This is a genomic window from Pseudomonas syringae CC1557 (genome assembly GCF_000452705.1).
GTDB lineage: Bacteria > Pseudomonadota > Gammaproteobacteria > Pseudomonadales > Pseudomonadaceae > Aquipseudomonas > Aquipseudomonas syringae_F.
In genome coordinates, this window is the sequence record NZ_CP007014.1 from 2,055,191 (window position 1) to 2,080,581 (window position 25,391).

A 25,391-nucleotide genomic window follows, 5' to 3' on the forward strand; every position below is an offset into this window, starting at 1 on the left:
ATACGCAGGTTGTGATAAGCGCTACGTTGCTTGCGAGTCGCGGCATTGTCGAATGTGGATATCCATGTGGTTTCTGATTGCCGGACTTTTTATGAGGTCAACCGATCAACTATCATGGAGTTTCAGTAATGAATAACGTCGAAAAAATCAAGGAAGGTATTGAGCGTCGTCGAGAATATCTTCGCTCAAAGGCAAATGTGGTTCCTGCGCCGGGTGGATTGCAGGATCCCCCTCTCAAGGCGGTTGAACTGGATGTTCTCGATGGCGACCCGGAAGGATTGCTGCACGTATCAATGCTGGTGAGCGATCTGGATGTGAAGATTCCTTTTTGGGGTTTCCTCATTCCTCAAAATGCTTACGCCGAAGTCACGATGAATATAAGAGACTCCGCCGGTACGATTGTCTACACCGACCCAAGGAAACATGACGGGCCTCTTCCGCAGAGTGTTTTCCCGTTGAAGCAGAATATTCCACAGGCCAGTATTCCCCACGAGGGTACTTACACCATTGACTACTCGGTCGAAAGCAGTTCGGGAAACAGCAATGTGTCAGAGCCTTTTACGATAACCATTGATAGGACAGCGCCCTATTACAACGCCGACCCCACGGTCGCTTTCCCTGCCGCACTGGTGGTTCCGGAAAAATCTATTACCGACGCTTATTTTACGGGAGGTGTCGACGAATTTGTCTGCATACTGCCGGAGTACTCCGGACGAACACTCGAAGACAGGATTATTGTATTTTGGGATCCTGTCCTGCCTGAAAATATATCGGCCCCGGACCCTGCTTTCGGCCCCGTTTTTGTACCTGATGACCTGAAGATCCCTATACCCAAAATCATCATTGAAAAACGACCCAATGGCCCGACCTTCGCGGTGTACTGGTTGATCGACAAGGCTGGCAATGTCAGCAGTATTTCCACACCTGCTAAGGTGGATGTGCAGTTGGGTGCCTTGCCTGCCGACCTGAAAGACCCTGAAGTTCCATTGGGACCGTTGGTCGATCTGGCTGACGCTCATCTGGGGGTCGAGGTAAAAATACCCGCATACAACAATCCGAAAGGTTCCACGATTCAAGCCAAGTGGGGAGCAATCGATCTGGATTCGAAAGACCCAGGGTCAGATCCAGTTGACGTGTTTATCTCCGTTCCTTGGTCCGTCCTGAAATCGGAATATGCCGGCGGCCCTGGCGGGGAGCCTGTTAAGGCAAGTTATCAAGTCAAACGCGGTTCGCTGCTTTTTCCTGACGCACCGCTAGTTGTAGAAGTCGAAGTCGATTTTTCCACCATTGGTCCTGTAAATCCTGATGAGCCCAATCCTGTCAACCCGGATCTGGCGCCGGTACACGTCGTCGGCGCCGATGGCGAACAAGACAAACTCACTCTCGCAGATAAGCTCAAGGATATTACGGCGACAGTGGAGCTTTATACACCCGTTGCACCGGGTGAAGTGTTGCAGTTGTATTGGGGCGTGCCGGATAAGCCCGTCGCCGACTTCACAGTGGTTAACGAATCGGCTCAGGATCCGATCACGTTCATCATTCCCTGGGCCGCCATTGAAGCCCAAGGCAATAACCCGGCCTTGCGTATGTATTACACAATCAACAGTGCCACCGGGAATAACCCTCAACAGTCCCTAGATACGCTCGTTGATGTGGCTGTTATGGTTGTGGGCTTTGATCCGGTCAGCTTCCCTGATCTTTATGAGGATACCGGTGGCTTTAAGACTCTCTCTTGCAGGTCTTTATATTCTGAAGACTATGCCGATCCAACGGCAAAATTCGGCTTCAGGGTGCAAGTGCCTGGCGATACTGATCTCAATGTCGGTGATACCCTGATAGCTGTGTGGCAGGGGTATGAATTCGACACGACTACTGCGATTCCGGCAACGCGATTTACCCATACTCACCCCCCGCTGACCGCAGACGAAGTGGCGAATGGGTTTATATTTCTGGTCGAGCCTTACGACACTTATATTGTAAGCGCTCCATAAACCCCACATTCAAAGTGCTTAGCTGATCCCGGAAGCTGTGATCCCGATTCCCTCAGGAGCCAGCTCGCCATGATGCGACCCGATGCCAAAGTCGAAAAAGTGTATCTGTACCCCAAGCCTGTGGACTTCCGAAAGTCTATCGACGGTCTGGCGGCATTGGTCGAACTGGACATCAAGGTCGCCGTCTTTGATCCAGTACTTTTCGTCTTCCTCAACAAGCCACGCAACCGCGTGAAGATCTTGTACTGGGAGCGCAATGGCTTTTGCCTTTGGCTCAAGCGTCTGGAGTCCGAACGATTCAAAACATCGCCAGACGCCACCGACGAAGCGATTGTCCTGACGGTTCAGGAACTCAACTGGATGCTCGATGGCTTTGACCTCTGGCGCAACCGTCCTCATCAAGTTTTGACGCCGCGATTCGTAGCCTGATTCGGTATAATCCAGGGCATGAATTCCGTGCCCGAAAACCTTCCAGATGATCCCGTTCTGCTCAAGCAACTGCTTGGGCAGATGTTCGACGAGCGTCAGTTGGATAAGGGAAAGATTATTCGGCTACAAGAACAGAATGCCCTCCTGCTTCAGCGTTTGTTCGGACGTAAGTCCGAGCAAACAGCTGATGCGGCAACGCCGCAACTGGCCCTCTTCAATGAAGTAGAAAGCGTCATCGAGCCTGTGGACGAAGCTTCAGATGAAGAGGTCGTTGCTCCGACCAGGCGCCGTGGCAAGCGCAAACCTTTGCCTGCCGATTTACCCCGCGTCGAAGTCATCCACGAACTGCATGAGCACGAACTGACCTGCGTTTGTGGCTGCCGCAAACACACCATTGGCGAAGAAGTCAGCGAGCAGCTTGAAATCGTGCCGATGCAGATCCGCGTGATCAAACACATCCGAAAAGTCTATGCCTGCCGCGACTGCGAAACAGCCCCGGTCACTGCTGATAAACCTGCGCAAGTGATCGAGAAGAGCATGGCCAGCCCTAGCGTTTTGGCGATGCTGCTTACCACTAAATATGTAGATGGTTTACCGCTTCACCGCTTTGAAAAAGTGTTGGGCCGCCACGGCATGGATATTCCTCGACAAACGTTGGCGCGCTGGGTGATTCAGTGCGGCGAGCATCTGCAACCCTTGCTCAACTTGATGCGGGATCGACTGCTGGAAAGTCGTGTCATCCACTGCGATGAGACGCGAGTGCAGGTTAATAAAGAGCCTGATCGAGAGCCCGCCAGTCAATCCTGGATGTGGGTACAAACTGGAGGCCCGCCTAATCAGCCTGTTGTTCTTTTCGACTACTCAACCAGCCGTGCGCAGGAGGTACCGACGCGCCTGCTAGAAGGCTATCGTGGCTACTTGATGACTGATGATTACGCCGGTTACAACGCGCTTGGAGCGCAAGCCGGTGTCGAGCGCTTGGGTTGTTGGGCGCATGCTCGTCGCAAGTTCGTAGAAGCACAAAAAGTGCAGCCCAAGGGCAAAACCGGGCGGGCTGATGTTGCCCTGAATTTGATCAACAAGCTTTACGGTATCGAGCGGGCGTTGAAAGAAGGCAGCGATGAGCAGCGTTATGAAGCTCGCCAGCAAAACAGCGTACCGGTGCTGACTCAGTTGCACACCTGGATGGAGAAAACGCTGCCTCACGTCACGGCGCAAAATGCGCTGGGTAAGGCGATCAGTTATCTAGCCAGCAACTGGCAAAAGCTGCTGCGCTATACCGAAGCTGGATTTTTGCCCATCGACAACAATGCGGCAGAGCGTGCGATCAGACCGTTTGTGATCGGACGCAAGAACTGGCTATTCAGCGATACCCCCAAGGGTGCCAAGGCCAGTGCTCAACTCTACAGCTTGGTCGAGACGGCTAAAGCCAACGGCCAGGAGCCCTATGCGTGGCTGCGCCACGCATTAGAACGGCTACCACTGGCGACCTCGGTTGAAGATTACGAAGCCTTGCTGCCGTGGAACTGTACGCCTCGTTTGCATTCCTAGACGCACCGTCGTCTTTGGTTAGATGGGGTTTGTGGAGCGCTTACCTTATATTTTGCCTATCGGGCAAGGCTATGCGGATGTGACCTATACCGTTACACCGCAGGGTGGGGGAGCCGCCATGCCGGCTGACCCGTTACCGGCAAAGCAGTTTGTCGATCTAGTGCGTCCAGGCGGTATCACGTGTGTAGTTCCGCCTCCAAAACCTTGACAGGGTGCATTCCAGATATCCGGGCTGCTGTCTCTGTTCCTGAGAAGCAGCCTGGGCTTGCTACTCAATGATAAGAAAGGATTCTGATATGGATAGCGAAATCAATCAGGGTGCACTGTTACTGGATCCCAAAGTGTCTTATGCCCTGGACGATATCCCCGGCGGCGAAATTAATCTGCTGCCGAAGTCGGCGCTGCAGTTTGACCTGGAAGTGACTTTTCCTCTTTGGGGGGGGAGTAATCCTGTGCCCGGCTCTACTGAAACCGTGGTGTTGATGTGGGACGACAGCGAGGTTGACCAAAGGGTGCTCTCCACACCGATTGATGTAAAGGAGTTGTTTGCTCATGTGCCTGTGTCGAAACTGACAGAGGGTTCGCACAAGTTGCTTTATAAGGTCATTTTTCCCAACGGCAATGAGAATACGTCGACCCCGTCGTTTACCGTCACCATTGATAAAAGCCCCCCCATGCTGGCCGGCAGCAAAGACCCGTTGGCGTTTCCATCAGATCTGATCGGTAACAGGGTCACGGCTCGTTACCTCGAAGCACATGGTAATAAGGTGCCTGCCACAGTCCCCACTTACGACCAGCCCAAGCCCGGTGACACGCTTTTTTTGTACTGGGAAACGTCGCCGACGGGCTCCTCATTGGCAGGCGAGAAAACGCTGACCGAGGCTGATATGAGCCTGGACGTCGAGTTTGATGGCGATATGATCGTCGACAGTGGCGATGGAGTGCGCTATGCAAGTTATGAGGTGCAGGATCGGGCTGAAAATATCAGCGTGTTGTCCCGGACGGTGTCGTTAACGGTAGATGCGCAGCCGGTGCCGCTAGTTTCGCCTTCGGTTGAAAGATCCGTACCCGCCGGTGGCGGTACCGGCACGCTTGATCCATTATCCGTCACGAGTGGTGCGTTTGTGGTGGTACCCAAGGAAATCGATCTGCAGCCCACCGAAGTGCTGACGGTGTACTGGACTGGTTTTGTTCTGAGCGCCAGCCATGAGACCAGCACACCGGTCATTAAGGGCGAGTACAGGTACGCAATACCGGCAAGTGCGATACCTGGCAATATCGGCACCGACAGGCCGGTGCAGGTGTACTACACCGTCACCCGTGCGCAAGGCAAGGTCGAAACTTCTGCCATCTACCTGCTGACAATCCAGCCCATTGCCGATACCCGATTTCCAAAACTGGTGTGCAAACAAACCACGGGCATCAACCCGGTGAGGCTGAAGTTGTCATCGGTGCCCAGCGGCGCTGACTTCAGTATCACGCCTTGGGTCTACATCAAGGCTGGTCAGTTAATGAAAATGTGGGCCGAAGGCGTCGACAAGAACGGGGGCGACCTGTATTTCGATGTATTTGCAAAGCGGCCATTGACGCCGGGCGAGGAGGGTAGCGGGGTCAGTGCAGTACTGGCCCGATCATTTCTGGAACAGCTGAAAGTGAATGAACAGTTCTGGGTGGATATTGAAGTGAGTTTTGATGAAGGAAAGAGTTACCTGGATTTTCGACGGGAGAATGTTCTGTTGTTGGTATGAAAACTCAAGCCCGCCATAACTTAAGGAGGCGGGCTTTGTATTTTCGTGTGCCTGATATGGATCACAGTCAACTGGTAGTCCGAATGATTTTAAGGCGTCGTACAATATGCTCTCCGGCGATCAAAACTTTCCCGGTCGGTAGTGCCTTACCTCCTGATGCATTAATCAAACGGAGAAGTTCATTGTCAGCACTCGCTGTTTGCGTCAGCTGTTTCGGGACGGATGAACTAGATGCCGGTGGCCTGCCGCCAGCAGTTAATGAGCTTGAATGGGATGGTGGAGGTGGAGGTGGAGGTGGAGGTGAAGGTAATTGTGAAGATGGCGGAGTCACCGTATTCGCGGCAGAAACGGTGCTACGTGGCGGAGTGTGCGGAGTTTGGGTCGCTACATTTTTTACAGTCTTCGGATAGTCGAACAGGTTCATATTTATACTTTCACTCTCGCGTTCAATCGTACCGGTTGACCCAAATCCCCAGTCTGAGCTCGAGGAGCCGACTTTGCCCCTGGAGGGGTTGGCGAGAGGGTTTTTGAAAGGAGGCCCAGACGCCTCCACCGCTCCTGCCATGTTTGCACCCTTACCAGACCACTTCGAAACCCCCGTCGCGATCGCCGCCGCCCCGGTCAGCAACGACGCGATCCCCAGCGCCGTACTAATTCCCCCCAGTACCTTCTTGGCCTGAAGGTCCGGCGTGTAGAGGCCAACCGATCCCGTTACTACTGCTGCAACGCCTGCTGTCTGGGCTCCCGCAAACAGCACAAACTGAACGCTTAACGCAGGGGCCGTCACGCCGCCGGTGGCGACTGTGCCGATGATGCCCAATAACAGCCCAGCAATGTTCAAGCCCAGTAAAAGCCCGCGCGACATATGCCCCGTCGGGTCAACCAGTCCGATGGGATCGCCCAGGCAATACACATACGGATTGAGCCCACCCGCCCCGAAGGGGCTGAGGCTGTCCGGGCTATGGAAGCGCATCAGGGTCGGGTTGTAAGCGCGATAGCCACGCCCGAGCAAATACCAGCCGCTGATTTCATCGCGTACTTCGCCGTTGAAGCCCAGCAGGCTGTTCAGATCGCTGTCCGGATTGCGCTCGCCATACGCGCTGTAGACCGCCGTGCGCAATTGCTCGGCCTGGCTTTCCGCGAGGATGGTTTGTTTCGCATCGCTCATGAACAGTACGGTTTGATGATCGTTGCCGAAAACCTGCTGGCCCAGCGGATTGGCACCGTCATACAGGAAACTGGTGGTTTCGCTGCCCTGCACCAGCGCGGCCAGGCGCTCGCCCTGGTAAAACCTCAGGGTTTCGTCCTGTTTTGCCTGTTGCACGGCAACCAGGTGGTTGTGAGCGTCGTAACGGTATTGACCGGCAAGAGCTTTCTCGACAGTGGTGACGTGCAGCAGACGACTCTGGCTATCGTAAGCCAGATGCTGGGCATTTTCGTCGCGGACGAGGTTCCCCTCGACGTCGTATATCAGGCTCACGCTGCCAGGGTAAGCAGCGTGAGTGTGAACGATGCGCTCCAGCTGCGTTGGATCATTTGACGCAAAATAAAACGTGGCCTCATCGGAACTGCCGTCTACAAAGCTGCTGCTAACCTTCGTAATGTTGTCAAGCGCATCAAAGTAAAAGCGTTGTTGCTGGATCGGGTTGCGGTAGCGATCCTGCGGCGGACGCTCTCCGCCGCAGGTATGTACATGCAAACGGCCACGAATGTCGTATTCAAAGCGTTCATCAAGCAGAGAGCGTTTTTCGGCTTGCAGGTGCCGGGTGAGCAGCTTGCCGTCCGGGCGCCAGGTCTGGCTGATGCGATGAGTCTCTTGACCCTGAAGCTCAACGGTTCGTTCGACTTCCCGACCTTGATCGTCGTAGCCCACTGTGGTTTGCAGTGTGTGGCCGCTGCTTAAGTCTGTGGTGATAGTCCGGTGCGCCTGGCCAAGGCTGGAGTACTCGAAGGCGGCCTGTAATTGACCTTGTTTCGCTGACTTGATCCGACCTTGGGGGTCATATTCATAGGCAGTGTGCAACCCGCTGGCATCCAGACGACCGAGCTGACGCCCGCCCAGTGAGGTACTGAACACAGTCTCCCAGGTCTGACCGCTTTCAATCCGCCGTTCGCGTTTGAGCTGGCCGAACAGGTCGTAATCAAACTCGCTGCGGCTGCTGCTGTTTTGCGAGCTGCTTATTGACGCTGTGGCGGAGTCGTAAGTGAAATCTGCCTGCTCATCATCTGCAATGGTTTGCACGGGTTGATCGGTGAGGCCCAGTCGGTATTTATAATGGATGGTGCGGTCACCGGGGGTGATCAGTCGATCAACCTGCATCTGGCCACCGTCATACAGATAGCGCGTGGTCCGCGGACCAACCTTGATATGGGTCTGACGATCCAGGCCGTCATAGCTTTGTTCCCCGAGCAGGGTCGTAACGGAGGCATCGGCGGCCGTGACCCGAATGCTGATGGGTAAGGCTTGGGTGCTGTGTCCAGCGTAATCCTTCTCGAGCACGGTACGGTCGGGCAAGGTGGTTTTCGCGAGCCTGGACCGAGCGTCATAGCTGAACAGTGTGCTTTGCTGCATGGGGTCGATTTCCTCAATGCAGCGTCCCAGCCCGTCGTACAAGTAGTCAATCTGACTGACCATGCTCCCTGACGCGTCCAGTGCCTTGCTCCACTCGGGCTTGCCAAAGGTGTTGGTCTTGACCTCGCTCATGCCGGTGATGAGCGGCGTTGCATCGCTGCTCTGCACCCAGCTGCGCACGGTTTTAAGGATGGGATTGCTTTCAGTGATTTGCGTTACCTTATCCGTCCCGGTCACGCTGCACTGCTCGCCCCAGTCGTCGTATTGATAGGTGCTGTTCAGAGGCAGTTCACGCAAGACTGCGTCCCTCAGCAGCCAGTCTGAAACCGTGTCCGAGACCAGCAAGCCGCGCGCGTCGTAGCTCGCGCTGTAGGTTTTCCTGTAGACCTCAGGCTGGCTTTCGTCGGCGCCCTGGCGGAACTCCTCGATCACCCGATTGTTGCCATCCATCAGCGTGCGGGTCTTGATGCTCTTGACGTTGGTGACCGTCTGCTCGGCCTGCTGGCCGTCGCGTGCACAGAGGAGATAGTCATATTGGCGCGCGGCTTCGAACTCGGTGCCCGGTGACACGGTTTCTTCGGTGACCCGACCCAGCACGTCGTAGCGGTAGGCGATTTCCACGTCGTTGTCGTCGCGGTTGAGCAGCGGCTGGCCGTTGAGCAGCGAGTGTTCCAGGGTGTAGGACTTGCGCACTTTATCGAAATCGGTGCTCAGGCTGATCATCGTGTGCTGCACGCTTTCCCCGGCGCGGGTGCCTTTTGTGCGCTGATAGGCGTAATCGGTGATGCTCGACTGACCGTTCAGGGTCTGGGTTTCCTGCAGTTTGCGCCCGTGCAGGTAACGGTCGGCGGGCTCATCGATATAGGTAAAGGCCGTGCGTTGCAGCTCGGTTTCACTGCCAGCCAGCACGTGCAACAAGGTTTCGTCGTCAATAGCCAGCCAGTCGGGCGTGCTGCCCGCGCCGACGCCGGTTTGCAGAGCGTAGCGATAGGCGCTGCGCAACACCGGGGCCTCGCCGAGGGCATTGGCCGCCGGGGTGATGGTTTTGTCCTGCAGGTTGCGCACAAACCCGTGCGGGTCCGGTGGGCAGCCATCGCCTCCGGCGGCCGGGTAATAGCGGCTGGTTTCGACCGTGCCGTCGGGGTTTTCCTGGGTCAGCAGGTTGCCGAACGTGTCGAAGGTGGTGCGGGTGGTTTCCTCGTGGGTCTGGCTGGAGGCGCTGGGGTGATACCAGATCTTGAGCACGGAATCGGGCAACTGGCACTGGGCAGGTTGATCGATAAACGACTGGCCCGGCGTGGAGTGATAGGTGGTTTGGGTCGTCAGCACGTTGTCGTTCTGGGTCACGGTCTCTGCAGTCAACAGGTGAAAGTTGTTGAAGGTGCGCGTGGTGCTGCGCAGCGCCTGGCCCTGAACCCAGAGCGTTTCCGTGCTGCTGTAGGTGTAGGCCGGGTCGGCCCGGTACAGGTTGTCCAGGCCTTTGTCGTCCCAGATCAGACCGCTGGCGGCGAACCCGAGGAAGTTTTCGTTGGAGTAACTGAAACGTCGCTCGACAGCGGGCTGGCTGAAGCCCGGACGCTGTTCATGGCGTTCCACCCGGGGCAGCGACGGGTGGAGGTTTTCCGGGAACTGGTGACCCTGGGGGTCATAACTGATCAGTTCGTGCCCGCCCAGCGGGGTGCGCAGTTCCGTGATGTACAGGTATTCGAGGGGCTGGTCATAGACAAAACGCCAGGACGCCTTATTGGCAGTGGGCAAGGCGATGCTGACCAGTTTGCCGCCGTCCAGGATCAAATTGAAACTGGCCAGCGGCGTGCCGTCCGGGCCTTTGTCGGGGTGCAGGTGGATATCAGTGCTTAGGGGGCCGTTGCGCTTAACGCTGAGCAAGGTGCCATAGTCATCGCTGATCTGTTGCAGCAGGGCTTCACCGCCGTACAGTGTGTAAGACAAATCGACCCGATGGCCTTCGGCCGAGTACATCTGGGTCACCCAGGCTGCATCGCTGCCGAGGATTTTGCCGAGGATTTCCACCAGGCCGGATTTATGCACCACGCGGTACTGATCATCGGCTTCGAAGGAGAAGTGGAAACTGTCGATCTTGCGTTCCGGCACCGTGGGCGCGCCTTTCGTCCCGTCGATGCGAAAGGTCTCGCCGGTGGACAGCGAGAGGATCGAAGTCGCGGGGTCGAAGTGCGACAGTTGCAGGCCCCAGCCCTTGCCGAAGCCGGTGTCGCGGCTGTTCATGGGGCTGAAGCCCAGGCTGAGTGGCACGATCGGGCCGCACAGGTGATTGGCCTTGAGTTCAGGCAGGGAAATGGAGCAGGTGTACTGCCCGGTGCGCGGATCAACCCCGGCCTGTACGAAGCTGAGGAAATTGAATGCGTTGGAGTGGACGGTCGGGGTGAGCATGAAGAAAATCTCCTTGGGATAAAAAGATCAGGGCTTTGGAACAGCCGAGCGCTCGATCTTGACGCAGGAAAGTTTGCCACCCACTTGCCCGGTGGTTTTACTGGCAACTAACAGGACACCCGGCGTGACCACCGAATCCACGGCTTTTTGTCCGGCGGTTCCAATGTCCATTGGCTCCGTCATGGTCGTCGGATGTTGTATCGTCTTGAAGCGATAATAAAATCCACCCGAGTCAGAACAGTCGGGGGCATCCGTAAAGGTAAAGAATGTGGCGGACGGCACTTCCTCCAGTTTGAAAGCATAGGCGTCATCATTCACGCACCCTTCTGAATTATTCTGGAAATTGACTTCCGACGTGATAAACGGCAGGGTGCAGTTGATGCTCGGATACGTATTGTTAGCGTCTTTCTTGTTATATATAACGATTTGCCCCTCATACTCCTGACTCAGAAAAAAGGATAAGTAGCCGGCGAAGGCAGCAAGTAACAGCCCCCCGGCAATTTTTAGTTTCTTTTTAGAATGAACAGACATCATGTTATTACTCCCTTCAGCGGGGTGAGTGAAACCAGGCGTCTGTTTACCAGGCAGTGATTTCTTTTAAGGTCATGTCAACGCTAGCAGTGATTCCTCGACCCACAACCTAGTAGTTCTACCAGTATCGGCGTTCCCTCGCGTGAAGTAACAATGGTGCCATGCAATCGCCGTGGTCGTGATTATGTACCTACCCTTGACCACCCTTATAGAACGCTGGTTATAGCCGAGCGCTATAGCTTTCACCTTAACGAGGCAACCATCATGGTCAGCAAAATAAAAACTGGCAGCCAAGCTGTTTCGAGCGGTCATTCGAAGGAAGCATTACTGGAGTTACTCAATGTCAGGCCAAGCACCCTCGGCTGGGACGCCGTTGTCGTCTACAACCGCGGTCGCGCCAACGCCTTGATGATGCAGCAATACATCCAGAAGCTCACAGCAGAAAACTATCTGCAGCCTATCGACGGGGAAATAAACTCCGAATCCGGTTCGAACCTGAAATTCTTCGGCATTCAACTGGGCATACCCAGGCTGTCTTTCGAAAACGCCAGCCTCACCGACTCCCGCGCCAGAGTGACGCTCCCCATAATCGGTGGCCTGGCGATATTGAAAAGTGAGCCTGTGGGCGGTTACAAGGGTATTCATTCAATCATGCGCCCCAATGGTGCCGCAGGCCCCAGGTTATGGCTGGACGTTACGCTCAAGGACGCACCCGGTGGAGTTGATGAAGTAGGCAGCGTAAAAATAGACTTGTCAGACATGAACGATTTCGATACGGATCTGTTTTCTGACCCTGTCAGTATCATCAATGCTCGGGAGTTTTTCGAGACGGAATTCAAGAAACATCCAGAGCTGCAGGTTTACACACTGGGCACCTTGAGCCAGCAAGCAGACTCCACACTTAAACCGAAATCCTTCAGCGTACATACGCAGGCAGCACCTGGCGCTAAACTCCGCAGTGCCCCCAACTACGGTGACGGGGCGGTGGTGTTATTCGTCACTCTCGAAGGGGGCGTCAACGGAGGCATTCCGGCGTCGAATAGCGATTTTGAGTACATGATCCCTGACGATGAAGAGGGGCGTCGATTTTCGAGCGCTGTATTGGTTTCAAATAGGGTTTTTCTCACCACGCTTCTTCGCACTCAACTTGAAAGCGTCCTTCCGGGAATGATTTTCACTGTAAAAAACCCCACAGACGCAGACGGAAATCCTCTTCATTCTTTTCTGGAGATTACGGGCGGAGAGATCAGCAAAGCTGATTATAAATACGTCAATCAAGGCTATTTTAGTGACCACATAATTACTGCGACCAACCCTATGCTCACCTTGAATTTAACGGGTGCAGCGTTTCGAGCAGAAAATAACACCTGTACGTTCACATGGCATAATGATCTTGAAAAACCGATGCATTTCTGGAATACAAGAGGCGCGGATAACGACAGCGAATATGACGCGTCGGTCTACTTTAGCATGGCAATTAATCTAACCTCCGTACCCAGTGTTAATCCTCAGGACGGGATCATCAGTTTTGAACAGGCAGAAATCACCGACATCCAGATTGGGGTTACTACAAAACTAAATGAATATGCCCAGAACACAGAAAAATTCCATAACCACCTCCGGCAAGTTATTTACGACCATCTTTTCGCATTCACCAAAAAAATAACTCTTCCCGACATCGACACTTTCCTCCTGCGAAACCTGCTTTTCCCCGACCTCAATTCAATGGTCCTCACTGACGTCGCCGTCCCCGGCGACCTCGCGGTGTTTGGTAACGTCAACCCCTCAATGACAAGCTTTGTCATTTCCCCGGAATCCCCTGTGCTGAACACTGGCGGAATACGGAAATTTGTCACAGACCCGGTCATTGGCGGGGTTGAATGGTCGTGTCGCGCCCTCCCAGGGGACACCACAGGCCCTATTGGCTCCTTCAGTGCAAATGGTGATGGTACTTACACCGCGCCATCGGCTGATGTCATGGCAGGCAGGGAAGCGCAACAGGTGATCGTGACTGCCAAAGGCACTGTGAATGGCCTGGAGGTTTCGTCTGCAGCGCTGGTGTCGATTGTCAACAATACGATTTCTGTCAATCCGCTTTTCCAGGTTGCCAGCGCTGGGCTCAGCCTCCCCTTCACCGCAGGTACGCTGGATGACCGCAAGCTGATCTGGGCAATGAAAGACCCTGGCCAAAACGGCCAGGTGATACCTGATCAGGAAGGACGAGGGGCCAGCTACACCGCCCCACTCCATCCAGAACCACCCGCACCGGTTACGATGTTCGTTCTTGATGTCATACAAGTTACCGACGACGAAAACAATATGGGCCAGGCGCATGTTCTGGTCATCAACAAAACACTGGGCGGACAGGTCGAGGTCGACCTGACGAACGCGACGTCGGGTACCGCACAACTTCAGTTCATGAAGCAGTATGACTCAGGCCCCATCGCTGTTCCTCACCAACGTCTGAAGTGGACCCTGCTTGCGGGTGGCGGCTCGGTGGACGCTGTTGGGCTGTACCTCGAACCAGAACAACAGCTGCCGGGGTTTGCGATAGTGACCTGTGCATTCGAAAGGGAACCTGATTTCCCAGGCGCGCCCATACCCGTCGATTACGGCTACACAGTTCTGCCCCTGCCTTTGGGGGCGTACCCCGATCTGGGTAGAGCTTATAGCTGAGAGTTTCTGATCAAAAACCGATCTGCACGCTAGAACCCGATCTGCACGCTTGCCGTCTCGGAGTATCGAGTGCGCCAACATCAAGTTTGAGAGGTGTGAAATGGCAAATTCAAAAGAGTTTCTTTTACAGACCATGAAAGGCCGCGCCAACACGCTGGGTTGGGGCGCAATTGTTTCGTTCAACCGCACCAAGGTCAACCACCTTCTTGCGCAGCAGCATATTGCTCGCTTTACCACCGAAAGTTTCTTGCCTGCCATCAGGGGAGAAATATCCCTGGAGGGCACGCAAACAGTCGAACTCAGCGGAATAATCCTGAGTGAACCACGACTCTCCTTCGAAAACGCCTCGCTGTCAGACGCCATGGCCCGCTTGCACATGGACATTGTCGGCGGCACCCTTACACTTATCGAAAATGCCCCAGGTTCTGCCTCGCGAGCGATTTCCAGCTTCAATATTGCTGAACAGCATGGTTACTCGCTGGATGCCAACATCGAACTCAGGAAGGTGGTCGGTACCATCAACAAGAAATCGGAAGTGGTACTGGATCTCTCCATGGCAACGGGGTTCACCAGTAACCTGATTGAGACAGGCATTAGCGATACCCTGATAGGCAATTTCTTCAAGACGCAGTTCGACGCGTTACCGATGGAACTGCAAGTTTATAGCCTGGGCATTCTGGAACTGGGAGAGGAAGATCTCTTGGCGCCCAAGGATTTCTATCTCCTCACTCAAGCTGCTCCAGGGGCAAAAAATTTAAAGGCTGACACGTATGGCGATGGTGCCGTCGTTATGTTTGTCAGGACCAAGAATAGTTTACATAACGGAGTGCTGCCTGAAAACGACACCGGCATGCCTTACTTCATTCCGGACGACAAAGCTTCCGGAGAAGATCGTTCGCTGTACTCAGGCTCTCTCTTGATTTCGCGCCAGGCCATGTTTCATTGGTACATTGCACCTTATATAAGCACGCATGTGGGTCGCGGATTGAGCTTTGAGGTCAAGGATGATTCGGAAGAAACGGGAAACTATAAGCTGGAGGCGGTATCCGGTCGCTATGAAGTTCCCCCAATAGACATAATTTATGACGCAGGCTCAGAGACTTACCACTTCAAAAAAGAGGATTTTTCTATAAAATTTGCGCAAAATCTATCCATTTTAATTAAAGAGGATTATAGGTTGGCGCTTCGCTGGGCAGGAACTCAAGATGAAGTATTTCATTACAAGAACGACGTCTCAGGCTGGTTTGACACTCATCAAGACATAGGCATTAATTTTAACTTCGATATGGAATTGATTTTTGATAGCACACTTGATTCCGTTCATAATAGCGTCCACTTCGTTAAGTCAACTGACTCCCATATCAATACCGAGGCGCTGATAAACTTCGCCCCTGCTGTCGGCGCGCCCGAAGAACTCAGGATTCGAGCTCGTCAGGAATTAAAAAAGATTTTGGAAACGATTGAAGCACTATTCACTTCCCTCGATATTCCTGAAATCAACTTCTTCGCCATCAACCACTTGCTGTTCCCGGAATCCAATGCGCTGATTCTAAAAGAAGCGTATCTGCCCGGCGATCTCGCCCTGTTCGGTGAAATAGACCCACGTCAGAGCTCATTCAGCCTGAGCCCGCTGTACACAACGCTAAAAGCCGGTGAGGAACTGCAGTTTGAAATTGTCGAACTGCGCTACCAAGCCAGAGCGGCGCTTATCACCTGGGGTGTGCGCGACATCGATGGTTCTCGCGCGCAAGGGGATATCACCCAGAGTGGCAGGTACACCGCACCATCGCTGGGGCTACTGGAGGACAAGACCACCCGCAATGTGATAACCGCCACGTACACTGACCCGCAAACCCAAAAAGAAGTTACCGCGTCGGCAATGGTAGTCGTCGTGTCCAGTTCGATGGCAATGGCTCCCGCCATGCATGCCATAGACCTGCGCTTCTCGCCACAGCCATTCGTTTTCAAAGCCGCATCGTTGACCGAGAACCCGCTTGCATGGACGCTGTTGCCTGCCGATATGGGCACCCTCGCCGGAAACGGCAGACAGGCCACCTATACCCCGCCCGCCACGGCGCCAGCAGGGATATTCAACCACGTCGCTGTCGAGGCAACAGACACCGTAACCCAGGAAAAATGCACGGGGATCGTGTTGTTGGTCAACGGTGTCATGCCCGTTGATATCGAGCCAGCGTTTCATCCTGGACTTGCCCCATCGGCTTCAGTGACCCTGTCTAAAAAAAGCATGCGCGATGCACCGAAAAGTCTGACTTGGAGCGTGGAAGTCGGTACGGGCCATGTCGACGATGCCTCGGGCACTTTTACTGCGCCCGCACAGATAACCTTCCCGTACAGCGTCGTCAAATGTAGTTCTTTCGACGGAATCAGCACGCAATCAGGGTATAGCGTCATTCATCTGTCCGAGGTCGCCCCGCGTGCACAATGGTCCACCGTTATCGACTTCAAGGTTGAAGAACAGTCCGGCTCGGCGACCGTGTTTGCTAATGGTCTGGCCCAGGTCATGCTCAAGGTTTCCGTGCAACCCAAAGACGAGAACAACAATAAAGTGGACCTCACCGCCTCTGAAAAAGCGAGTGTGCGGTTGATCTTTGAAGATAGCCTGAATACGTTACCTTATGTGGGTGAAAACGGAATACCCGAAAAGGCCCCAGCGGACAAACAGTGGGCGGCGAACAAATCAGAAAGTGGCTATCTTTATTACCCTGCTACTGCACGATCTCCCTTGGCGGGCAACGATAATTCAGTATTCCTGTATGTCCAGACTCGTGGTGTAATACCGCGAAAAATTGCCGCTGCCCTGACGCGGGCCGACAACGTGGAATTCAATTCCACGGAAAATAACGGAAGCGAAGAGAGCCATAATTTTATCGAAATAAAGCCTGTTGCGCCGCCTGCTTACGCAGCGGAAAACTATGAGTTTCCGGAACCTGTCAGAGTGGAAGGCGCAGCTGATAATAATTTCGCGCTTAATACTGTAGACTATTACACCTTGCGACTTAAAGACGGCAATCAATATATTAATTTTCTGTCCCTGGAGTTCGAGGGTCATCCCAGTATGGTGCAATGGGAAAGCCACCTTTATGCCGAGGAGATGGGCAGCTATACAGGGTATTCCCTGTCAGGCAGCCGCACACTTCAATTTGACCCCGTGTTCATGCAGACCATTCCACCGGACCTAAGACCAGCCAGCACGTTAGCAGATAATATAACGACGCCACAGGGCTCTGTATTGATCAGCCTGCACCGCCGCAAGGACTTTCCTTACAACAAAATGCTCGTTGGAGATTTCACCACGCCCGTGCGCTTGAAACTGATCGATGAGTTCGGGAATTTGCACCGCATCACGGTTCAATTCGAATCGCCGACGAAACGCAATAAAGTGATCATCGTGCCTGACTGAAGCAACTGCGACCGTACAGCAAGAGCCCGTGCATAACTGTTGTCGACCCCGTTTTTGAGGAACTATCTGATGCTCACCCCGACCGTCCACTCCAACGCATTCAATTTCCTCAGCTTCGTACAGGCCGGGGTTGATCCGCGCACCGGGCAGTACACCTGCTCCATTTCCCTGCCTGAACTCAAGGCCAATCACCTGTGCGGCCCGATCGTGCCACTCAGCCTGGGCTTCAGCCCCATGAACAGCCGCGACACCGGCTTCGGCAAGGGCTGGGGCCTGCAACTGTCGCACTTCGACCCCGCGACTTCGATCCTCTCGCTGTCCACCGGCGAGACCTTTCGCATCGACGGGACGAAAGGCGCGCCCACGGTGCCGGAACGCAAGATCGACAGTTTCCACTTCTCCTTCGAAGCCGATGATCAGTACCGCGTGGTGCATAAATCCGGCCTGGTGGAAATCCTCGGCAAAATCCTCGGCAGCGATGCAGCCTGGGTGACCCAGATGTACTCGGCCGAAGGCCATCGGGTCGATTTGTCTTACACACTGTACGGCGGTGAAGCCCTGCTGCAACAGATCAGCGATGACTATGGCACCTTGCTCAGCGTTAAGCGCAACGGCCCCCTAAGCACTGATATCCACCTGCACCCCGACAAAGGCCCGGACGGCACGCCGCTGGCCAGTTTCAATTTGATCCTGGACGGCGGCAAACTGGTCAGCATCGCCTTGCCCACTGCCAATAAGGCGTCCTGGCGTTTTGTCTATGACCAGCCCCTCGAATACCTGTACATCACGGAACTGCGCACCCCGCTGGGCGGGCACGAACTGATCAGTTATGACCCCCAGGGTCACCAGTTCCCGGAAAACCTCCACCCGTCGCTGCCCCGGGTGGAACGCCATGAACAGCGTCCGGGCTTCAGCCAGCCCGCTGTCGAGCGACGTTTCAGTTACTCCAACGAAAACTTCCTCGGGTTCGCCGCCAGCGGTCTGATCTGGGACGACAAAGGCCTGGACAACCTGTACCGGGCCGACCCGGCCTACACCTACAGCAGCACGGAAACGCTCTGGGTTCAGGGCCAGGCGCTGCGCAGCACCACGCGCACCTTCAACAACTTTCACCTGTTGACTGCAGAGACCGTGACCCAGAACGACAACGTGCTGACGACCCAAACCACCTATCACTCCACGCCGGGCCAGTCGTTTATCGATCAACCTGCCCAGTGCCAGTTGCCCGATTCCGTGCTCAAGATCTGGTATCACCCCAGCGCCTCCAGCCAGACCCACGAGGAAACCACCCGCACCACCTTCGACACGTTCGGCAACCTGCTGACCCAGGAAAACCCCGACGGCACGGTCGAAACCAGCCGCTATTACCCGGCCGCCGGAGGCGATGGCTGCCCACCGGACCCGCACGGGTTTGTGCGCAACCTGCAGGACAAAACCATCACCCCGGCGGCCAATGCCCTCGGCGAGGCCCCGGTGTTGCGCAGCGCCTATCGCTACGCTCTGCAAACCGGCGTCGGCGCGGGCAGCACGCCCGACTGGCTGGCTATTGACGACGAAACCTTGTTGCACGTGCTGGCTGGCAGTGAAACCGAGCTGCAACGCACGGCCTTTACCTATATCGATGAGCCCGCCGACCGTTACCTGCACGGGCGCAAACTGCAGGAAACCCAGACCCTGAACGGTCAGTCGAGCATCACCGATTACGCCTATCAGCGCACAAAAGGCACCCGCGCCGGGGAAAGCGTGCAGCACACGATGATCAGCCTGAGCACCGATTTCGATAAAGTGCGCAAGTCCTACACCCTGGAACACTCGCTGCTCAACGGCCAGCCGCTGCTCAACCGCGACGACAACGACGTGGAAATCGCCTACCGCTACGACGTGCTGGGTCGGGTCACCGAAGAAACCGTGTCACCGGGCACCGAGTTCGAAGCCGCGCGCCAATATGACTATCTCCTCTGTGCACGCGACGGCCAGCAGGCCGAGCAGACGGTCACCAACGTCAAGAGCATCAAGACCCGCACGCTGATGGATGGCAACAATCGGGTGATCGAAGAGTTCCGCCAGGGCGCCGACGAAAGCCAGCCTGAGGTCTACAGGAAAACCTACAGCGCGAGCTACGACGCGCGCGGCTTGCTGGTCTCGGACACGGTTTCAGACTGGCTGCTGAGGGACGCAGTCTTGCGTGAACTGCCGCTGACCAGCACCTATCAATACGACGACTGGGGCGAGCAGTGCAGCGTGACCGGGCCGGATGGCATCGAGCGCCACAAGGTTGAGGATCCGGTCAAGCGCACCACAACGGAGTGGCAGGCCGAGATGGGTAAAACCGTTACCCTCACTAATCTTTTCCGCAAACCGGATTCCATCGAGCGACTCGATCCGAGTGACGAGCGCATCAGCCTGGAGTCCATTAATTATGATGGTCTCGGTCGTACCTTCAGCCAGGTCGATGCACTGGGCAATTTGCGCGAATTCAGCTACGACGCGTTTGGCCGTCTCACAGGTAATCGTCTGCCTGACGGCGCGCAGATCGAACGCGCTTACGCCAGCCACAGCCGGGACGATCTACCGGTGTCCATCAGCGTCGATCGTTTGCTGCTGGGCGAGCAACGTTTCGATGGGCTGGGACGCATGACCGCCTCAACCGTTGGTGGTCGGTTGACACGCTTTGAGTTTATCGACGGGCGCCTGCAACCCCACAAGGTGCATACGCCGAGTGAAGAAGTCATCGATTACCTGTATCAACCGCAACTGGTCGAAAAACCCATTCAGCGCAAGCTGCTCAACAGCACTGCCGATTACACCTATGACCCGCTGAACGCACGCCTGATGAGCAGCAAGGAGCAGGATCAGAAGCTGGAGCGGGACTATTTTGCCAATGGCCAGCTCAAGCAGGAACGCCGGTTGCAGGGCGGCAAGACCTACACCGTAGTCTATCAATACAGCCTCGATGGCCGGTTGCTCAGTTATACCGATGTCGTGGGTGCGACTCAGACCTGGCGCTACGACAGCAGCGGTCGCCTTGAGAGCACCCGCGTCGGTACACTGACTTCAACGTTCACCTATAACGCTCAGGGACGAGTCGAAAGTATCGGGTCGGTTGACAGTGCCCAGGACCAAAACCTGCACATCACCCTGGAATACGATACTGCCGGCCGCGAAGTGCTGCGCAGCTTCGCTATGCCGGATGGCACCGAGCAAAAGTTGGCTCAAGCCTATGATGCTGCCGATCATTTACAGCAGCGCACATTGCGCGAAGGCAATACGCTGCTGCGCGATGAAACATTTGAATATGACCCGCGCGGCAGGCTTGAGAGGTACACCGCAACCGGTGCGCTTGCACCGAAAGACCCGCTGGGCAAGAAGATTCAGAGCCAGACATTCAAGTTTGATGCACTGGACAATCTCACCGAGGTGAAGACGTTTTTCGCCGAGGGCAGTAATACTGCTCAATACGAATACTCCGGTAACGATCCTGCGCAGCTCAGTGCCATCACCAATAGCCACGCGGATTATCCTCAGCGCCTCGAACTCGCTTACGACGCGAACGGTAACTTGACGATGGACGAAGCAGGGCGGGCGATTGAATATGACGCGCTGGGGCGTTTGCTCAGCGTCAGCGCAACCGATGAAACCCCGGCTGTTGATTACGGCTATGACGCTCTGGACAGCCTGACCAACAGCCGGAGCACCGATGGCAGTGAACAGCGTTTTTACCGGGATGGACAACTCGCCAATCAGTTGCGCGGCGAAGAACAACGAAGCTTTATCAGGGCCGGTGACCAGCTCTTGGCTGAGCAGCGGGGTGGCAATAGTGCCGGAACGCAGCTCTTGTCGACTGATGCCCGGAGAACCGTTCTCGCTGAAGTTAGCCCGCAGAGCATCAACGACCTGAGTTATAGCGCCTATGGCCACCGGAGCTCGGTTGTGGCTGCCGCCAGCCGCTCGGGTTTCAATGGCGAACTGCGTGAATTGGCAACTGGCTGGTATCTGCTGGGGCAGGGCTATCGCGCCTATAACCCGGTGCTGATGCGCTTTCATAGCCCGGACAGTTTGAGTCCGTTTGGCAACGGCGGGCTGAATGCTTATGCCTATTGCGTGGGGGATCCGGTGAATTATCTGGACCCGGATGGGCATATCCCCTGGTGGGTTGGCCTGGTTGCTGGCGTTGCCGCTACGGTGGTGACGGCGGGAATCGCAGCGCCTTTGACCGCAGTGTTGGGCATCAGCGTGGCTACTGCCAGTGCGGTAGCGTCTACTGCGTCTGTTATGTCGAGCGTCGCAACAGTGATCTCGGTGGGGAGTGCTGTGGGCAGTGCATTGACAAAAGGTGGACTGAGCGAAGGGTTGGGCTGGGCGAGTCTAGTGACGGGGATCGCGGCAGGGGTGGCTGGTGGGGTTGCGTTTGGGGTGAAGGCGGGAGCAGGACTTGCAACTTCCAGTGCTCGAACTTCTGGAGTAAGCAGCAGATCAACACCGACTCAAGGCAGTAGCAGGCCAGGTAATTTAAGGGTTGGAGAAGATCTTGATACAGATCAATTTCGGGCCGTTCACGGTTATTTTAATGGGCGACTTGCGCAGCGAACCCCTACGGGCGGACGCTTTGCCATTTCGGAACAGGGAGCGGGAGCGGGTGAAAACAAGCTTACTAGAAGTATAAAACTCGAACTGGAGGAGAATCACGCGCGCGGATTAGGTTATCGAACTCCAGTACGCAAACAGATTCACGATATGGGAAGGAGAACTCACCAAGTTACAAAAATTGAGGAAATCCAGATGCTGGAAATCCGCAGCGATACCAGCACCGCGTAGAAAGGCCGATGAAGCTTGCTATACCTGCTCAGTAACCACATGCCCAAATATCTCTTGCACAAACCGGACCCGCCGCTCGGGCGTTTCCATGGTGCCTTCCAGCGCCAACTGCTCGAGCCGCGCTTCCACCGCCTGTGTCCTATGCGTCAACCCGCAGTCGTTGGCGATCTGGATGTTCAGGCCGGGGCGGGCGTTGAGTTCGAGGATCAGCGGACCTTTTTCCTGGTCCAGGACCATGTCCACGCCTATGTAGCCCAGGCCACACAGCTCGTAGCACTCGGCCGCGAGCTTCATGAAGCCGTCCCAGTTCGGCAACTGCACGCCGTTCACAGGCTGGGTGGTGTCCGGATGCTTGCTGATGATGTTGTTCAGCCAGGTGCCTTGCAAGGTGATCCCGGTGGCCAGGTCGACGCCAACGCCGATGGCGCCCTGGTGCAGGTTGGCTTTGCCGCCTGACTGGCGGGTTGGCAGGCGCAGCATGGCCATCACCGGATAGCCCATCAGCACGATGATGCGAATGTCCGGCACACCTTCGTAGCTGATGCTTTTGAAGATCGAGTCTGGCACGACCCTGTATTCGATCAGCGCGCGATCACGATGGCCGCCCAGCGAATACAGGCCGGTCAGGATACTGGACACCTGATGCTCGATTTCCGAGTGGCTGATAATGCGCCCCGAGACTGTGCGAAAGCGCTCTTCAAAACGGTCGGCAATGACCAGAATGCCATCGCCGCCAGCGCCCTGAGCAGGCTTGATCACGAAATCGCTACGGCCAGCGATGATCTCGTCGAGACCATCGATTTCCTTTTCCGTGGAAATCACGCCGTACATCTCCGGCACATGAATGCCTGCCGCTATGGCCCGTTCCTTTGTGATGATCTTGTCATCGACAATCGGATACAGGCTGCGCTTGTTGTACTTGAGCACGTAGTCGGCGTTGCGCCGATTGATGCCCATGATTCCCCTGGCTTCAAGTGCCTTCCAGGTTTTCCACCAGCCGATCACTTCGGTTCATCCTTGAGGAAGGCCTTGAAGCGCATCAGTTCGGTCAGGCGATAACCACGGTATCTGCCCATTGCCAGCATGAAGCCGACCAGCACCAGCAGCACCGCCGGGAAGGTGAAGACAAAGTAGGTCAGCTCTGGCACGGTCATGATCAAGTGCGCCAGGGACGCTGCGAACAGCGTGCCGATGGCGACTTTCATGGCATGGCTGCCGCCGCGCTCCTCCCAGGTGATCGACAGGCGTTCGATGGTCATGGTCAGAATCACCATCGGGAACAGCGCCACCGAAAGGCCTCGCTCCAGCCCGAGTTTATGGCTGAACAGGCTGATGGCGGCAATCAGTACCACGACGAAGGTCAGTACGACTGACAAGCGAGGCAGCATCTGCAATTTCAGATGCTCCAGATAAGACCTCAGCGATAGCCCCAGCGCAGTGATCACCGTGAACAGCACGATACCGAAACCCAGTTGCGTCTCGCGGAACGCCAGAGCGATCAGCACCGGGGTGAAGGTGCCCAGAGTCTGCAGGCCAATCAGGTTGCGCAGGATCAGAATGACCAGCACCCCGATCGGGATCATGACCATGATCATGAAGGTCTGTTGAGTTTGCAGCGGCAAGCCGTACAGCGAGTAGGCCAGGAAGTCCGAGTCGGTGCTGGCATCCGTAAGCTTGGCCAGGCGCATGGCATTCATTTCACTGTTGTTCAGGCTGAAGGTGACCTGCACTTTCTTGCCGCCCTCGGCCGTCACCAGATTCTCGTCACCGGTCCACCACAGCAGGCGATCTTCGGGCAGACCTGCTTCACCTGTGTCGGGGTTGAAATACAGCCATTCCTTGCCATTGAAACTGCGCAGCCAGAGTTCCGGGGTTTGCGGCTGTTCGGCCTGCAAGCGAATGGTGTGGGCTTTTTCCATAGGCACATGAGCGATAGACAACAGCAGTTCGGTGATCTGGGCTTTCTTAGCTGCCGAGGTATCGCCCGCCATCAGCAGCTTGACGTTGTCATCGTTCAGGTTGTTGACGCGTTTGATCGCTTCGGTGATGAAGGTCTCGACATCGGCTGAATGCTGACGGATCGGCGCGAGCAGCGCTTCGGCGGCAATTTTTTCAGGCCCGCCAACGGGAAGGCTGTCGCGGAAGATCGGGCCTTTGACCTTGGGTTTTTCACCGCTGTAGCGTTTGGTCAGTACCAGACGGTAATACAGTGTCTGGTTACCGGTGGCGCGGCGGGTCGACCAGGTGACGCGACGGTTGCCGTCAGCACGGTTGACGCTGACCCCGTAATTGTTCGAGATGAAGCTTTCGTTCAGGCTGATGTAGTCGTGGGCCAGCGGTGGCACGAACATCTGGATCTTCACCGTATCCTTGGGGCTGGCGACGAATTCGACCTTGGCGTCGATATTCCACAGGTCGTCGGTTTCGTCTTCGGTCACCGGAATGCCGAGCGCCAGTATCTGATAGGCCGTGATCGCGATGCCCAGCGTCACCAGGACCGTGATCAGAATTTTCAGATGGAGTGTAAGAGCGCGCATGAATTTACTCTGCGTTTAGAGCGACGGAAGCGCAGCCGGGCTTCCCTGCCGCGTATTTAAGACTTGGATCGACCAGCGCATCAAAGCGTTTCAACGCTTCGGAGCCGATCAAAAGCGGGTATTGGAATGCACTTCGGTCGGTCAAGTTCACTTCTATGGTGCGTAAAACTTCACCCATGCAGATATCCAGACTTATCACCGGGCGTGACGAGAATTTGTTTTCCTCGTCCGGATCGAGATCGTCGGCGCGCCGTTTGATTTTGCTGACTCTGGCTAGCGGTCGTTCGATAGGGTGAACATGCTTGCTGTCGATGGCCAGATAAAAGCGCACCCAGCTCTCGCCGTTGCGTTTGAAATGCTTGATATCGCGGGCGCTCAGCGATGCAGTCTTGGCACCGGTGTCGAGCTTGGCGGGCACTTCAACGTCGATGTCGGTGAGCCTGGCGTATTCATTCAGGCCATATACCGTCTTGCTGGCGGCCAGTGTCACGGCAGGCAGAAACAGGAAGCAGAAAAGGGTAGGGAGGGTAGTCAGTCTCATAAATCCTGGCGCGATGAGCAGAAAACTTAAGGGTCAGGGCGCAAGCGGGATGAGCCTGATGGAGAGTGAGGCAGGCAACTCGCAAGCGTCGGCTCCAACAAGGAGCGCGCTGCGCGGACGCGACGCGCATTCTAGCATGAAGCCTTGGAGGTGCCAGTTATCTACCTGTG

At 55.5% G+C, this 25,391-nt stretch carries 12 protein-coding genes; 7 read left to right on the forward strand and 5 right to left on the reverse strand.

Features of this window, described 5'->3' with window-relative positions; all coding sequences use genetic code 11:
- Window positions 1-128: 128 nt before the first annotated feature.
- From N018_RS09535 to N018_RS09550, 4 genes are all read left to right on the forward strand, one after another.
- Window positions 129-1,991 (forward strand): hypothetical protein, encoded by a 1,863-nt coding sequence (locus N018_RS09535; protein WP_025389417.1) that lies wholly within the window; start codon window positions 129-131, stop codon window positions 1,989-1,991.
- A gap of 69 nt (window positions 1,992-2,060) precedes the next feature.
- Window positions 2,061-2,420, forward strand: coding sequence for an IS66 family insertion sequence element accessory protein TnpB (gene tnpB / locus N018_RS09540; protein ID WP_024647222.1), 360 nt, complete (start codon window positions 2,061-2,063; stop codon window positions 2,418-2,420).
- An 18-nt stretch (window positions 2,421-2,438) separates the two neighbouring features.
- A complete protein-coding gene (gene tnpC, locus N018_RS09545; protein WP_025388904.1) occupies window positions 2,439-3,971 on the forward strand; it encodes an IS66 family transposase in 1,533 nt (510 codons plus the stop codon).
- A gap of 296 nt (window positions 3,972-4,267) precedes the next feature.
- A complete protein-coding gene (locus N018_RS09550; RefSeq protein ID WP_025389418.1) occupies window positions 4,268-5,719 on the forward strand; it encodes a hypothetical protein in 1,452 nt (483 codons plus the stop codon).
- Between the two features lie 67 nt (window positions 5,720-5,786).
- On the opposite strand, the gene N018_RS09555 is transcribed toward N018_RS09550, so the two are convergent.
- The gene (locus N018_RS09555) at window positions 5,787-10,700 is read right to left on the reverse strand and encodes an RHS repeat domain-containing protein (protein WP_025389419.1); all 4,914 of its coding nucleotides are present in this window, start codon (window positions 10,698-10,700) and stop codon (window positions 5,787-5,789) included.
- 27 nt (window positions 10,701-10,727) lie between these two features.
- Window positions 10,728-11,234 (reverse strand): hypothetical protein, encoded by a 507-nt coding sequence (locus tag N018_RS09560; protein WP_025389420.1) that lies wholly within the window; start codon window positions 11,232-11,234, stop codon window positions 10,728-10,730.
- Between the two features lie 261 nt (window positions 11,235-11,495).
- Here N018_RS09560 and N018_RS09565 point away from each other — a divergent pair, with 261 nt between their 5' ends.
- The 3 genes from N018_RS09565 to N018_RS09575 all read left to right on the forward strand — a co-directional run bounded on the left by N018_RS09565 (window position 11,496) and on the right by N018_RS09575 (window position 22,143).
- Window positions 11,496-13,907 (forward strand): hypothetical protein, encoded by a 2,412-nt coding sequence (locus N018_RS09565; protein WP_025389421.1) that lies wholly within the window; start codon window positions 11,496-11,498, stop codon window positions 13,905-13,907.
- Window positions 13,908-14,007: 100 nt separating this feature from the next.
- Window positions 14,008-17,328 (forward strand): hypothetical protein, encoded by a 3,321-nt coding sequence (locus tag N018_RS09570; RefSeq protein WP_024643626.1) that lies wholly within the window; start codon window positions 14,008-14,010, stop codon window positions 17,326-17,328.
- A 69-nt stretch (window positions 17,329-17,397) separates the two neighbouring features.
- A complete protein-coding gene (locus N018_RS09575; RefSeq protein ID WP_025389422.1) occupies window positions 17,398-22,143 on the forward strand; it encodes an RHS repeat domain-containing protein in 4,746 nt (1,581 codons plus the stop codon).
- An 18-nt stretch (window positions 22,144-22,161) separates the two neighbouring features.
- On the opposite strand, the gene N018_RS09580 is transcribed toward N018_RS09575, so the two are convergent.
- From N018_RS09580 to N018_RS09590, 3 genes are read right to left on the reverse strand one after another with little or no spacing between them, the layout of a single operon-like run.
- Window positions 22,162-23,148, reverse strand: a complete 987-nt coding sequence (locus N018_RS09580) for an alpha-L-glutamate ligase-like protein (protein WP_024644928.1) — start codon at window positions 23,146-23,148, stop codon at window positions 22,162-22,164.
- A complete protein-coding gene (locus N018_RS09585; RefSeq protein ID WP_024644927.1) occupies window positions 23,145-24,680 on the reverse strand; it encodes an inactive transglutaminase family protein in 1,536 nt (511 codons plus the stop codon). The genes N018_RS09580 and N018_RS09585 overlap by 4 nt, the downstream gene beginning before the upstream one ends.
- Window positions 24,681-24,684: 4 nt before the next feature.
- A complete protein-coding gene (locus N018_RS09590) occupies window positions 24,685-25,221 on the reverse strand; it encodes an ATP-dependent zinc protease family protein (protein WP_024644926.1) in 537 nt (178 codons plus the stop codon).
- Between the last annotated feature and the right edge of the window lie 170 nt (window positions 25,222-25,391).

Excerpts from the sequence above, each read along its gene's own strand:
- N018_RS09550 (WP_025389418.1), top strand. The coding sequence starts at position 4,268 with ATGGATAGCGAAATCAATCAGGGTGCACTGTTACTGGATCCCAAAGTG.
- N018_RS09565 (WP_025389421.1), top strand. The coding sequence starts at position 11,496 with ATGGTCAGCAAAATAAAAACTGGCAGCCAAGCTGTTTCGAGCGGTCAT.
- tnpC (WP_025388904.1), top strand. The coding sequence starts at position 2,439 with ATGAATTCCGTGCCCGAAAACCTTCCAGATGATCCCGTTCTGCTCAAG.
- N018_RS09585 (WP_024644927.1), bottom strand. The coding sequence starts at position 24,680 with ATGCGCGCTCTTACACTCCATCTGAAAATTCTGATCACGGTCCTGGTG.
- N018_RS09575 (WP_025389422.1), top strand. The coding sequence starts at position 17,398 with ATGCTCACCCCGACCGTCCACTCCAACGCATTCAATTTCCTCAGCTTC.
- N018_RS09570 (WP_024643626.1), top strand. The coding sequence starts at position 14,008 with ATGGCAAATTCAAAAGAGTTTCTTTTACAGACCATGAAAGGCCGCGCC.
- N018_RS09555 (WP_025389419.1), bottom strand. The coding sequence starts at position 10,700 with ATGCTCACCCCGACCGTCCACTCCAACGCATTCAATTTCCTCAGCTTC.
- tnpB (WP_024647222.1), top strand. The coding sequence starts at position 2,061 with ATGATGCGACCCGATGCCAAAGTCGAAAAAGTGTATCTGTACCCCAAG.
- N018_RS09560 (WP_025389420.1), bottom strand. The coding sequence starts at position 11,234 with ATGATGTCTGTTCATTCTAAAAAGAAACTAAAAATTGCCGGGGGGCTG.
- N018_RS09535 (WP_025389417.1), top strand. The coding sequence starts at position 129 with ATGAATAACGTCGAAAAAATCAAGGAAGGTATTGAGCGTCGTCGAGAA.
- N018_RS09590 (WP_024644926.1), bottom strand. The coding sequence starts at position 25,221 with ATGAGACTGACTACCCTCCCTACCCTTTTCTGCTTCCTGTTTCTGCCT.